The 12,919-nt window shown below is 28.1% G+C and carries 12 protein-coding genes; 9 read left to right on the forward strand and 3 right to left on the reverse strand.

Translation table 11 applies throughout. The annotated features are described in order from the left end of the window. Positions 1-99: 99 nt before the first annotated feature. The 4 genes from ACYUET_RS01255 to ACYUET_RS01270 all read left to right on the forward strand — a co-directional run bounded on the left by ACYUET_RS01255 (position 100) and on the right by ACYUET_RS01270 (position 2,657). Complete coding sequence (locus tag ACYUET_RS01255) at positions 100-546, forward strand: DUF3795 domain-containing protein (protein ID WP_460277290.1); 447 nt, start codon at positions 100-102, stop codon at positions 544-546. A 390-nt stretch (positions 547-936) separates the two neighbouring features. Then, positions 937-1,212, forward strand: coding sequence for a CD3324 family protein (locus ACYUET_RS01260; RefSeq protein ID WP_460277291.1), 276 nt, complete (start codon positions 937-939; stop codon positions 1,210-1,212). 185 nt (positions 1,213-1,397) lie between these two features. Next, positions 1,398-2,093: a CatB-related O-acetyltransferase gene (locus ACYUET_RS01265; protein WP_460277293.1), complete on the forward strand. Its 696-nt coding sequence runs from the start codon at positions 1,398-1,400 to the stop codon at positions 2,091-2,093. Positions 2,094-2,201: 108 nt separating this feature from the next. Further along, a complete protein-coding gene (locus ACYUET_RS01270; RefSeq protein ID WP_460277294.1) occupies positions 2,202-2,657 on the forward strand; it encodes an AraC family transcriptional regulator in 456 nt (151 codons plus the stop codon). A gap of 376 nt (positions 2,658-3,033) precedes the next feature. Here the strand turns inward: ACYUET_RS01270 and ACYUET_RS01275 are convergent, their stop codons facing one another. Both ACYUET_RS01275 and ACYUET_RS01280 read right to left on the reverse strand, forming a co-directional pair. Then, complete coding sequence (locus ACYUET_RS01275; RefSeq protein ID WP_460277296.1) at positions 3,034-5,277, reverse strand: ABC transporter permease; 2,244 nt, start codon at positions 5,275-5,277, stop codon at positions 3,034-3,036. After that, positions 5,277-5,975: an ABC transporter ATP-binding protein gene (locus ACYUET_RS01280; protein WP_460277298.1), complete on the reverse strand. Its 699-nt coding sequence runs from the start codon at positions 5,973-5,975 to the stop codon at positions 5,277-5,279. Before ACYUET_RS01280 ends, ACYUET_RS01275 begins: the two co-directional genes overlap by 1 nt. Positions 5,976-6,386: 411 nt before the next feature. Here ACYUET_RS01280 and ACYUET_RS01285 point away from each other — a divergent pair, with 411 nt between their 5' ends. Together ACYUET_RS01285 and trpS are read left to right on the forward strand one after the other, a co-directional pair. Continuing rightward, positions 6,387-6,815: an N-acetyltransferase gene (locus tag ACYUET_RS01285; RefSeq protein WP_460277299.1), complete on the forward strand. Its 429-nt coding sequence runs from the start codon at positions 6,387-6,389 to the stop codon at positions 6,813-6,815. Positions 6,816-7,334: 519 nt separating this feature from the next. Then, positions 7,335-8,327 (forward strand): tryptophan--tRNA ligase, encoded by a 993-nt coding sequence (gene trpS, locus ACYUET_RS01290; protein WP_460277300.1) that lies wholly within the window; start codon positions 7,335-7,337, stop codon positions 8,325-8,327. A 95-nt stretch (positions 8,328-8,422) separates the two neighbouring features. Here the strand turns inward: trpS and ACYUET_RS01295 are convergent, their stop codons facing one another. Continuing rightward, complete coding sequence (locus ACYUET_RS01295) at positions 8,423-9,322, reverse strand: AraC family transcriptional regulator (RefSeq protein WP_460277302.1); 900 nt, start codon at positions 9,320-9,322, stop codon at positions 8,423-8,425. A 189-nt stretch (positions 9,323-9,511) separates the two neighbouring features. On the opposite strand from ACYUET_RS01295, the gene ACYUET_RS01300 reads away from it, so the two are divergent. From ACYUET_RS01300 to ACYUET_RS01310, 3 genes are all read left to right on the forward strand, one after another. After that, a complete protein-coding gene (locus tag ACYUET_RS01300) occupies positions 9,512-10,753 on the forward strand; it encodes an MFS transporter (RefSeq protein ID WP_460277303.1) in 1,242 nt (413 codons plus the stop codon). Between the two features lie 92 nt (positions 10,754-10,845). Then, a complete protein-coding gene (locus tag ACYUET_RS01305; RefSeq protein WP_460277305.1) occupies positions 10,846-11,460 on the forward strand; it encodes a sugar O-acetyltransferase in 615 nt (204 codons plus the stop codon). A gap of 610 nt (positions 11,461-12,070) precedes the next feature. Then, entirely contained in the window at positions 12,071-12,694 is a 624-nt protein-coding gene (locus ACYUET_RS01310; protein ID WP_460277306.1) for an HD domain-containing protein, read from the forward strand. Positions 12,695-12,919: the final 225 nt, after the last annotated feature.

Raw genomic sequence — 12,919 nt, forward strand, 5'->3', positions numbered from 1 at the left:
AAATTATTAAAATTTTTATATAAAACGTTACTTTCCTTTTTTTATTGCATCTATATAAGTGAAAACAAATATTTTGTGTTATTAAGAGGAGGAATTGTTATGAATAACTATGAAAAAGCTATAAAAGAATTAGCACCTTGTGGAAATGATTGTTCAAGGTGTGCTAATTATAAAGGTAGTAAGATTGTACTATTAAGTAAGGAGCTTAATGAAAATTTAGAGAACTTTGAGAATATGGTTGAAAAAATAAAAGGGTTTATGCCTATATTTAATTATTTTGAAGAATTTTTAGCTATATTAAGGCATTTTTCAAATGGTAATTGTCCTGGATGTCGTTTTATTGATAAGTCTGAGTGTCAATGCAGTATAAATAAGTGTCATAAAAAAGAAAAAGTAAACTTTTGCTTCGAGTGTTCTAAATATCCTTGTAAACCAACAACGTATAATGAGTCTCTTACTAAAATATGGAGAGAAAATAATGATACTATGAAAAAAAGTGGTATTGATGATTTCTATATTGCTCAGAAACAAAAATCAAGATATTAAGTTATATATAAAATTTTAAAAACATATATTGGAGTATACTCTATTCGATTTTAAAAGATACTGTTATAAACACTTTGGCAACCTCAATTGCTATTACACTTTTTATCTACTATAATTTTATGATAATATTTTTTTATAAATTCATATGGTAAAATTACTCTATAGGTTGGTAAAATATAGTTTATCACTTATAGATTAAACGTATAAGGGAGGAATATATATGAGAGATGTATCAATACTTGCTGTTGTCCAAGGCTCCGTGCAAAGATTGCATGAAAATATAGAACAAAATCTTGTTCGGGGCCTAATTTAGATTAATTTAGGCTAAAATATTTTTGTGCAAACTTTGCTTCATAATTTACAGACTAAATGTAGATAGGAGTAATAGTTATGAAATATGAAAAAGCACAAAATATATTGTCACAAGATATTATTGAATTAATACAACAATATATGGATGGCGCTTACTTGTATATACCCAGGAAAAGTGAACGTAAAAAATCTTGGGGTGAGAACAGTGGTATAAAAAGTAGTTTAAAGAAAAGAAATAATGAAATTTATAATAAATATAGCAGTGGAGTATCTGTTAAAGACCTTTCAAAGCAATTTTATCTTACTGAAGATAGTATTAGAAGAATAATCAGAGGCGAAAAACAGTTAATATAATTTAAAAGGGTGTTTTTATATTATGTATTCATATGATATAAAAACACCCTTGTTAATTTATTGGTGCAAAAATAGACAAGTTTATTACAGAACCATTTATGAACTGGATAAAGTATGGGAAATAGAACTATAATCTTACTGTAGTGTGGTGATGACAAACCATATATTAAAAGGAGCTGAGAAGTATGAGACAAGAACCTAATCCTAAAAAGATTTATCCTAGAACAAATGATTTTAGTACAGTTTACTTAAAAAATGTAATAACTAACTCAAATATTATCGTAGATGATTTTACAATGTACAACGATTTTAATAATGACCCAAAGGATTTTGAGAATAAAAATGTTTTATACCATTATCCTTTTGTTAATAAAGATAAGCTTATTATAGGAAAATTCTGTTCTATTGCTTGTGGAGCAAAATTTATTTTTAATAGTGCAAATCATACTCTAAAATCATTGTCATCATATCCGTTTCCTATTTTTTATGAGGAATGGGATAGTACAATGAATGTTTGTGAAGCATGGGATAGTACAATGAATGTTTGTGAAGCATGGGATAGTACAATGAATGTTTGTGAAGCATGGGACAATAAGGGCGATATTATAATTGGAAATGATGTTTGGATTGGATTTGAAGCTGTTATTATGTCTGGGGTGCATATTGGTGATGGTGCAATTATTGGAACAAGAGCTTTAGTTACAAAAGATGTACCACCATATGCTATAGTTGGTGGGATTCCAGCCCAAATTATTAGGAAGCGATTTGAAGATTCTGTTATAGAGGATTTACTTAAAATTCAGTGGTGGAATTGGAGTACTGAAAAAATATCCGAAAAGCTAACTGCCATTAAAAGTGGAGATATAGCAGCATTAAAATAATAGACAAATAGTAAATTGGGCTATTTTAAAAAATAAGTTGAAATACATTTTAAAGCATTATATGATGAATTTAGGCATCGATGTACTCTATTAAGAAGAAGGTAAGTTATGGATATTAATATTGAAATAATACCATCATATAAAATTGCTTATATACGAAGAACAGGTCCTTACGGTTCAGATAATATTCAAATAATGGAACAATTAAAAAGTTGGGCTAAAGAAAAAAATTTATTTAATGAAAATTCAATTATATTAGGAATAGCCCAAGATAATCCTGAATTCACAGAACCTAAAAATTGTCGTTATGATACATGTTTAGTTGTTTCGGATGAATTCAAGATTGATAATAAGTGTATTAATTTTGGAAAAACTATTGGTGGAAAATATTGCGTATTTAAAATAAGTCATACGACAGATGCTATGCAAAAAGCATGGCTAGAGATATTTTCTGAGTTAGCAAAAAGAAATTATGAGTTTGATGATAGAAGGCCTATTCTTGAACGCTATGCAATGCAGATGATAAATAAGCATTATTGTGAAATTTGTGTACCAATATTGTAAAAAAATATTAAAACAAAATTCCAATTTATATTATTGAGATTAAAAATTTTAAATAAAAAGTTATATAGGTTTATTTTCAATGTAATATAAATAAGAAAAGCTTAGTGTTGGTAGCACTAAACAATCCTTGAACAAAAGTAGATAACCCATATCTTAGATTGGTGTTAGTCGCTTTCGCAGAGTGCTTATTTTGTTTTAGGGCTATTGGATTAAATTAATAACGTTAATTAAGAAAAGGTGCTAATCTTGTGAGGATGGAGCACTTTTTTCTTTGCTTTTAACTTCTATATCAAGACCAAGAAACTTAATCTTAATTTTTAAATGATGTATAAAGCCAATTTCTAACTTTAAGGGAAATTGGCTTTAAAAATTATTTTTATTCTGTTCTAGACTTTAATGCTTCAGCCATGGAAATTCTATTAATCTTTTTCCTGCTTAATAGTTTTGAAAGTTCAAAGGTTAAGTATATTATCAAAAAACCAATTAGAATATATATGTAATCTATAGTTACTGGGAAAGATATACTCATATCTTTTGTCATCGATTTAAATAATGCATTTAATGAACCAAGTAATATAGGCACGCCTAAAATATATCCAAGTAGCACTATAAAGCTGGAACTATTTAAAATCAAGGCATAAATCTCCTTTTTTTTATAACCTAGAACCTTCATAAGAGAAATATTATCCTTATTTTCTTCTATAGTAAGAGAAGTAACAACATATATTACAATAAGTCCAATTATAAATGACATAAAAGCTACACCTCCAATTATTGCTTGAAGTGGTTTTGTCATTGTATCAAAAGCTTTTTTCATATCATCAACTGTTACTACAGCTAATAGGTTATTCGCTGGAATATTTATTTTTTCTGTACTCCATAATCCAATATAGCTATTAGGAGGGAAGCCAAGCATAGCATTAAGGTCATTAATAGGTATATAAATATATTGTCCTACAAAAGTTTCTGCAATATTATCAATTGTTATGGTATATTCTTTTGAATCAAGCCTGTTAATTATATTTATAGTATCTTTAGGTCTAATATTGAGTTTATCAGCAAGGGGTCTTGTAATAATAATTTTATCAGATTTTAATGTATTACCTGATTTTTCTTTAAAAGATATATATTTAGAGTCAGGGTTTACACCATACACTGTAAATGTAGTTTTATTGTTTGATTTCATTGCAAATGGTATTTCTAAAAAAGCTTCTCCTTTTTCGGGCACACCATTTTGAATAGAATTGAATACATAATGATAATTGTATTTAAATGCTTCATTAAAAGAATCCTTAAGAAGCAAGTTCATGGAGCTTTTTGACGCAAATCCCATGAGTAGCAACATTGTCGCCATGATTATGCCAAGCAATAAAAATGTATTTCTTGGTATGTTTCTAATAAGATCCCTAATTTTGAACTTGGTATTAAAACTGAACCTTTCAAGATTTACTTTTCTTTCTAAGAAACCAACATTATTATTTTGATTTCCACCTCTCATAAGTTCTACAGGTGAACTTTTAAGTGATTTATTAACTACAAAATAACTGCATATTACTAAAAAGAATATTGGTAGCAGAATGCTTGTTATCATATAAATTATATTATAACTTAAAGAACTTACCGGAATATTAAAAAATGTCACATAGTAATTCATCATAGGCCTTAAAGTTAGTACTCCAAGCATAGTTCCTAAAAATCCACCTAATAGTGAAATGATTAAAGGGTATAAAAGATAATGCTTCATAATCTCTCTTTTTTTGTAACCTAGAGCATAAAGGGTTCCTGTAATAATAGCTTCTCGCTTTAACATTCTAAACATAACTATTCCAGTTAATATGCATGTAAGAATAAGTACAGCTACAGGCATAGAAGAACTCATCTTTTCAATTCCAGAAAGCTTTGCTGCAAAGTAGGTTACTCTTGGGTTATCAGTTACATTCATCCAGCTAAGTATAATAATATTTTTACTTCTTAGATAATCTTTAAGTTCAGATATTTTATCATCTATATTCTCTCTCTCCCCATTAAATCTTATTGCATAAGCAAGATTGCCTATATTTAAACTATTAAAATCTTCTTTGCTTAATACCGCTACTCCAAAACTGTTTGGATCATTGATTATATCTGATTCAGACCTTAATGGATAAATATAATTTGGAAGAGATATAAAACCAGCTATAGTAAAATTCCTATTATAAATTTTTATGCTATCGCCTATATTTAACTTGTTGGCTTTTCCATATAATGAATCTATCAGAATGCTTCCTTCACTTAAACTATTACCTTTGATTATAGCTGGAATATTAACTTTTTTATTTTCACTGAATATCCTTAAGGTTTTACTTTCTGATATAGAGTAATCAACTGATTTTGTTTCCTCCATCAGCATATTAAATTTTGTTTCCAAGACTTCAATATTAGTTATTTTTTGATTTGCCATAAAATTTGCATCTTCTTGTTTATAATCTTTTTCAAAAGAAGATGATAATGAGGTAAGATTAATTGAAATTAAGTTAAACATTGTAAAAAGCAGACAACTAAAAATAATAAGTGCTAAAGAACCAAAGTATTGAGACTTGCTTTCAAGTATTGTTCTTTTGATTTTTTTATTAATAATCATTACCACTCAATCCTTTCCGCAGGTATGATTGTTTCATTAATTAAACTCTCAACGATTTCTCCACTTCTAACCTTATAAATTTTATTAGCCATAGCACTGATTGAAGTATTATGAGTTATCATAAGTATGGTCGTACCAAACTTCTTGTTGATATTCTGAAGAAGCTTTAATATTTCTCTTGAGGTTGAAAAATCAAGAGCACCTGTTGGTTCATCGCACAATAAGAGTTTTGGATTCTTAACTATGGCCCTTGCAATGGAAATTCTCTGTTGCTCACCACCACTTAATTCTCTTGGGAATCTCTGTTTTTTATCAAGCATATCTACAGCTTTTAATACATCATCAGTATTAAGTGGAGTTTTGCTAATATTTGAAACAACCTCTATATTTTCTTCAGCAGTAAGATTAGGTATTAAATTATAAAACTGAAATATGAATCCAATATTTTCTCTTCTATAGTCTGTAAGACTATTATCATTTAGAGGGGTAATGTCTATATCATTAACTAAAACCGTACCTGAGTCACACCTGTCAATTCCTCCTATAATGTTAAGAAGTGTTGATTTTCCTGAACCAGAAGGTCCAAGTATTACTCCAATTTCACCATTATCTAAACTTATATCTACGCCTTTAAGAACTGTTGTGGTTATCTCACCAGTATTATAGCTTTTCTTTAAATTTTCTACTTTTAAAAACACTACTCCATTCCTCCACTTATTTTAATTTAATTTCATTATGACTTCATTTTTTTCATATGTCTCAACAGTTTTTTCAATATATCTTTTCCTAGCTCTCTTATATTATTCAGTTAAACTTATAGGATAATGCAGATGTGAATCACAAAGCAGCTTATAATCTGGTAATTAGAGAATAAATATAGGGTATTAAATGAGAAATATCTAAAAATTATTATCTAACAGGACATAGTATCAGAAGAATTATCGAGATTATAATAAATAATACATTTAAGTGCCGTAAGTAATTAATAATTTAATTATCTACGGCACTTTTTATTACAAGAATAATACAGAACTATATATGTACTTAGTATTACTTAATAGTAAATGATAATATTAAATATATATGCTATAAAGGAAGAGTGAAGTGATATGATAAGAAATTTGGAAAATAAAGATATAGATAAAGTGATGGATATATGGATAAAAAGCACCACAAAAGCTCATGATTTCATCTGTAAAGAATATTGGCAAAATAACTATAAAACTGTAAAGGATGTATACATACCTGTGTCTGAAACTTTTGTATATGAGGATGAAGAAGGTATAAAGGGGTTTATAAATATAATAAATAATGAATTTATAGGTGCCTTATTTGTTGATATAAATTTTCAAGGCAAAGGTGTAGGTAAAAATTTAATAAATTATGTAATAGATAAATATAAAAAGTTAAAATTAGCAGTATATAAGGAAAATAAAAAATCGGTAGAATTTTATATAAATAGAGGATTTAAAATAATAGAAGAACAGGTGAATGATGACTCCGGATATAATGAGTATATAATGGAGAAAGCTTTATAATAATAGTAGAAAATAAAAATTTTATATAATATAAATTGGATAAATTTAACAGTTAGATTTGAAAGATTAAAGCACTAATATTTGCAGGAATGGTGCGCCAATGTGAATTATGACGAACTAAAATTTTGTTAGTATAGTTCTATAGTCTTGCCAATTTGGCTATCTTGACATAATATTTTTTAATATATATAATAGATTAAAACCATTGAATGAGAGTAGTAGACATATAAAATTCAACTTCAGAGAGCTATTGGTGGTGAGAATATAGCAGTTGATTCTATGTTGAATGGACTCATGAGGGCAGCCCGAAAGTTTTGCAAGTAGGCGTTGACGGAAATCCTAACCGTTATGATGGAAGCATATGTTAGTATGTGAAACTTGCTATTTTGGGTGGCTAAATAGAACTATACACTTCTATCCCGTTTTCGGGGTAGAAGTTTTTTATTTTAAGGAGATGATTTTATGGAAGATGGTTGGTGGTATCTAATCTAAAATAATATTTAAAGAGAGGTATTTAAGATGAAACGACTTTTAACAGGCGATAGAACAACTGGAAAACTGCACATAGGACATTATGTAGGTAGTCTTCAAAATAGAGTAAAATTACAGGATGATTATGATACCTTTATTCTATTAGCTGATATTCAAGCATTAACAACCCATTTTGAACATCCAGAGTTAATAAGTAAAAGTATTTATGATGTTGCAATAGATAATTTATCAGTAGGTTTAGACCCAAATAAGATAACTATGTTCTTACAGTCTAAAATAAGCGCGATTGCAGAATTAACTGTATTTTATTCAATGCTTGTTTCAGTGAATTCATTAAGACATAATCCAACTGTAAAAACTGAAGCAAAGCAATATGGATATGATGATTTAAGCTATGGCTTTTTAGGATATCCTGTTAGTCAAACTGCAGATATTACTTTCTGCAATGCTGATTTAGTTCCTGTTGGAGAAGATCAACTTCCTCACATAGAACAGGGAAGAAAAATTATAAGGCGTTTTAATGATTTATATGGCAAGGGCGAAGTTATTATCAAGGAACCACAAGCATTAATAAGTAATACACCAAGACTTGTTGGATTAGATGGAAATTCTAAAATGGGTAAAAGCCTTGGTAATGCAATCTATTTATCTGATACCATGGAAGATGTTAATACAAAAGTAAAATCAGCAATTACTGATAAAAACAGAATAAGAGTAACAGACAAAGGTAATCCAGACATATGCATAGTTAGTAAATATCATGAAATTTTCAATCAAAATGAGCATAAAAACATTTGTGAAATGTGTAGAAATGCTAATATTGGTTGTGCAGTCTGCAAAAGTCTTTTATCAGAAAAGCTTAATTCACTTCTTGAACCATTTAGAGAGAAACGAGCCTATTATGAAGAACACAAAAAAGAAGTACGTGATATCATATTTGATGGCAGCAAAAAAGCAAATATGGTTGGTAATGAAACTGTGGAAAATGTTAAAAAAGCTATGAGTATATACATGGAATAGTAGTTTTATAAACAAAAAATTTTTTATTTTTCTATACATAAAAAACAGGGCTGTCGCACTAGTAGATTTAAATCTGTTAGCGATAGCCTAATTTGTTATTTAGATGAAAGATTAAATTTGTTTTTTCTATATTGAGAAGGTGTACAACCTATATTTTTATGGAATATCTCCGCAAAATAACTTGAACCAGTAAATCCGCATTGAAGTGCTATCTCAGTTACTGAAAGTGAATGAATATTTAGCAATTCAATACTTTTTTCTAACCTATATTCTGTCAAATAAGAAATAGGAGTCTTATTTAAAATAAGCTGAAAAATATCGCAACAGCTACTACGGCATACATTTCCTGCGGCAGCAATCTCATCTAAAGTAATTTTTCCCTGATAATTCTTCTGTATGTATCCTATCATATTATGCATAGCATCTAATTTTTTATCATCAGTAGTTTCATGGGCAGAAATATTGTTTTTCATATTGTTATAAAGATTGTAACACAAGGAATGAAAAAGACTCATAATATGTAATTCAAAGCCATCTTTTTCTTCATTACATAATTTATAGATATCTTTCAAAATCTTAATTAGATTTCTTTCCCAAGAAATTTCTGGATGCAATATAAAGAATGGATGAGAAGTATCTGTACATACTGGCAATACATAAGTTTCCTTAATTCTTGTAATATTAGAAAGAAGGAATGGAGGGATCAGGATACATATAAAGCTACAGTTAGAACCATCACCAGAATATCCATAATGCATCTGCTCGGAATTTATAAAAATCCCTTGTCCTTCTTCTAGTTCATAGCTTTTTCCATTTACGGAATACGACATTTTACCATTTAAGATTAGGGTGAATTCCCAGTCATTATGCCAATGATTAGCAGCAGCCATACCTGGATAGTCCGAAAGTAAAACTTGCTTTGCATAAACAGGAAAATCTAAAAAATTATAAGATATAACTTCTGAATTATCGTTTAATAGTTTTATTTTCAACATAATCTACCTTCTTAAATTTATGATTTTTAATTAATATACGATTGTTATAAAAATATAGCTTATTCTTATATTTTTATCGGATATTATGGAATATTATTATAATATAGTTAATATAAAAAAGCAATTTTAGATACTGTTATCGATACAAAGTATGTAGTGTAAGTTTAATTCAAAAGGTGGAAAATAAATATGAGAATAAAAGTACTAAACTCAAGTAGAGCAAATATAGTGTTTATTGGGTTGGTTATAATAAATATATGTGTATCGTATATTGCTGGTAGTACAGGAATTTATGCCGTTACAGCTTTTCGTGAATATTGTAGATTAGATTTGCTAAACGTCATGTTTGTAATAGAGCCACTAGCAAGAAGTATCTCTTTGCTTGTCTCTGGTAGAGTTGGAGAATATTTAGGACGTAAACAATTGTATATATGGAGCGTGAGTGGTTTTGCTTTAAGTATTGCAATTAGTATAGGAACGTCAAGTGGAATTGCATTTTTGCTTATTAGAGGTGTTTCAGGTTTCTTTTGGGGATTATTTTTTGCAAATGTATTTACTATGGTAAATGACATAGTATCTGAAGAAGAGTATCCAGTTAGAATTGGTATTATGCAGACCGTTTATTCTTTGACACTTATTTTTGGACCAATACTTTGTGGAATATTTACAGAAAGGTGGAATTGGAGAATATCTCTTGCTATACTGCTTCCTTTATTTATAATTGGAATACTACTCGTAGCCTGTTTTATGCCGAAAAGTAAAACAAAAAAGAGAATACATATAAGTAGTATAAAGGAAGAGCTTAAAGGACCTAATATACATAAAAATAGAAATACTACAGAAAAATTACTGATTTTAAAATTACTAAAACAAAAAGAGTATTTCATAATTATTTTAATTACTTTTATAGTTACATGTATTTCATGTAGTGGTAATTATATACCACTTTATGCGCAGACAGTTTTAGGAGCAAATACAACTATTAGTGCTATTGTACTTGTCCCTTGCAATATTTTTGTCATGACTTTATCAAGTATTGCGGGCATATATATTTCAAAAAAAGGCTGCACAAAGAACATTATTATAATAATGTCAGGAACTATTTTGATAGGAACATTTATTTATGCAGTAACATTATTTATATCAAGTTACTTTGTTATTATACTATCTACTGCAATTATTGGTATTGGAGTGGGTATACATCAAGTTGCTCCATTTGCATTTGCACAGAGACATTTAGATGATACACTAATTTCAGAAGGAATAGCATTTATTAGTTTTGTACAAGGTATTGCAGGGGTTATCTCAGGAATGATCTATTCAGCAACTATGAGAAATGGAATAGCATTTTCATTAACATCCACAGTAATTTATAGTACTGTTCTAATCTTAATTACTATTTTTAAATATAAAGTACCTCAAGATGATTAGTAATTAAGAAATAATAAATTAATATATAAATAATTATAAAATATTTAAGAGCTAATTATAGAAATTAAGATAAAGAAAAGGAGAATAGAAAAATGAATCATAAAGAAAGAATGTTAGCAGGATTACCATATAAAGCTTGGTTAGATGGACTTAGTGAAGAAAGAACAAAAAATAAGTTAAAAATATATGAGTATAATTTACTTCGTCCAGATGAAGTAAATAGGATGGATGAATTGATTAAAGATATCTTGGGGAAAACTGGTGACAATGTTTTTATAGAACAACCTTTTCGCTGTGATTATGGCAAAAACATTGAGGTTGGTAATAACTTTTTCGCTAATTATAATTGTATAATATTAGATGTAGGAAAGGTAATCATAGGTGAAAATGTACAATTTGCACCAAATGTTTCTCTATATACTGCAGGACATCCAATACATCCTGATTCACGAAATTCTGGATATGAATATGGCATTGGTATAACAATAGGAGATAATGTTTGGCTTGGTGGAAATGTTGTTATAAATCCTGGAGTTCATATTGGAAATAATGTTGTTATTGGAGCAGGAAGTATAGTTACTAAAGACATTCCAGATAATGTGATAGCAGTAGGAAATCCATGTAAGGTAATCCGTGAGATTACAGAAGAAGATCGTAAATATTATTATAAAAATAATGAATTTGATGTTGACGATTACAATATTTAGTTGTATTTTGGAGCTAAATGGAAACAGAATAGAAATAACAGAATAAAACTAATACTTAAATTCATATTTAGTAAATGAATTTAAATCTATTACAGATGAAAACACCTTGCTTTCAATAAACCTTATCATTTTATATTAAATGATAAGGTTTATTTGTGTTTTAATATGTTATTTTAATAAAAAACATGATCATTTTAGTTAAAATGAGTATGTTTATGATAGAATGATGTGAAAGAGTAGAAATGCCTATAGAATGTAAGCTATTGTATATTGGAAGGAGGAATATTTAAGTGAAAATTTCAGAAAAATTTTTAAAATGTTGTAATTTCTTAATATGTCTTTTTCCAATAATATATTATATAGTTTCTGATACATTTCATGCTAATAAGTATATTAAATTTCTAATTTTCATTTTAATGTGTTTATATACCATATTATTAGGTATAGGATATCGATTTAAAAATAAGCTAATAATTAAAAAGAAAGATTTAATAGAACTAATGTTATGGATTCTATTTATTGTAATTCTTATGATTTGTTGGTATTTTAGATTTGTATATTAACGTATGGATATTAAATTTTAATATTCTATAAATAAAGGAGTAGTAAAATGCAAAATCAACTTTTAAAAGTATTAGAAGTAATAAAATTAGGAGAAAAACTAAAATTTGAGATGAGGCATAGTTGGCTGTCTAACGGCAGACAGGAAAGTGTGGCAGAACATACATGGATGGTTTCCTTAATGGCTCTTTTAATTGAGCCATATCTTACTCAAAAAGTAGATTCTTCTAGACTGTTAAAAATGATAATTATCCACGATTTAGTAGAAGCAGAAGCTGGAGACATACCCGCTTTTGATACCATGAATAATGATGATTTGAAAAAATTAAAGTCTGAAAAAGAAATTAAAGCTATTGAAAATATTAGAGATACTCTTGGAAATGGCTTAGGAGAAGAAGTGTACAATCTATGGTTTGAGTTTGAGAATAAGAATACTTATGAAGCAAAAGTAGCCAATGCTATGGACAAACTTGAAGCACAGATACAGCACAATGAAGCAGACATTTCTACATGGATAGAAATTGAACATAAAATGAGCTTCTTAATGGATAAACATGTTAAGTTTGATTCAAATCTTAAAATATTTAAGGATTTAATTGAGCAGCAAGCGGAGAAAAAACTTAAAGATGCAGGCATAGATACAGAGAAAATTAAGATTAATATAAATTCTTAACTTTAATTACAATTAGATTAAAAACACTTTAGAGACTTAATATTGCTAAAGCTATTAATATTACTTAGTTTTATAAATCAGAAATTTTATATTCTCATATACATAAAAAATCTACTTTGTGGACTATTCTCATAAAGTTATCCTCAGATTTAACTACGTTATAATTTGCTATAGAATAAAAAAACAGGACTTACTATAATAAAGTAAGTCCTTAATACAGCTCTT

The sequence above is a fragment of the Clostridium sp. CTA-5 genome (assembly GCF_054768135.1).

Excerpts from the sequence above, each read along its gene's own strand:
- ACYUET_RS01260 (WP_460277291.1), top strand. The coding sequence starts at position 937 with ATGAAATATGAAAAAGCACAAAATATATTGTCACAAGATATTATTGAA.
- ACYUET_RS01275 (WP_460277296.1), bottom strand. The coding sequence starts at position 5,277 with ATGATTATTAATAAAAAAATCAAAAGAACAATACTTGAAAGCAAGTCT.
- ACYUET_RS01305 (WP_460277305.1), top strand. The coding sequence starts at position 10,846 with ATGAATCATAAAGAAAGAATGTTAGCAGGATTACCATATAAAGCTTGG.
- ACYUET_RS01295 (WP_460277302.1), bottom strand. The coding sequence starts at position 9,322 with ATGTTGAAAATAAAACTATTAAACGATAATTCAGAAGTTATATCTTAT.
- ACYUET_RS01265 (WP_460277293.1), top strand. The coding sequence starts at position 1,398 with ATGAGACAAGAACCTAATCCTAAAAAGATTTATCCTAGAACAAATGAT.
- ACYUET_RS01310 (WP_460277306.1), top strand. The coding sequence starts at position 12,071 with ATGCAAAATCAACTTTTAAAAGTATTAGAAGTAATAAAATTAGGAGAA.
- ACYUET_RS01255 (WP_460277290.1), top strand. The coding sequence starts at position 100 with ATGAATAACTATGAAAAAGCTATAAAAGAATTAGCACCTTGTGGAAAT.
- trpS (WP_460277300.1), top strand. The coding sequence starts at position 7,335 with ATGAAACGACTTTTAACAGGCGATAGAACAACTGGAAAACTGCACATA.
- ACYUET_RS01285 (WP_460277299.1), top strand. The coding sequence starts at position 6,387 with ATGATAAGAAATTTGGAAAATAAAGATATAGATAAAGTGATGGATATA.
- ACYUET_RS01270 (WP_460277294.1), top strand. The coding sequence starts at position 2,202 with ATGGATATTAATATTGAAATAATACCATCATATAAAATTGCTTATATA.
- ACYUET_RS01300 (WP_460277303.1), top strand. The coding sequence starts at position 9,512 with ATGAGAATAAAAGTACTAAACTCAAGTAGAGCAAATATAGTGTTTATT.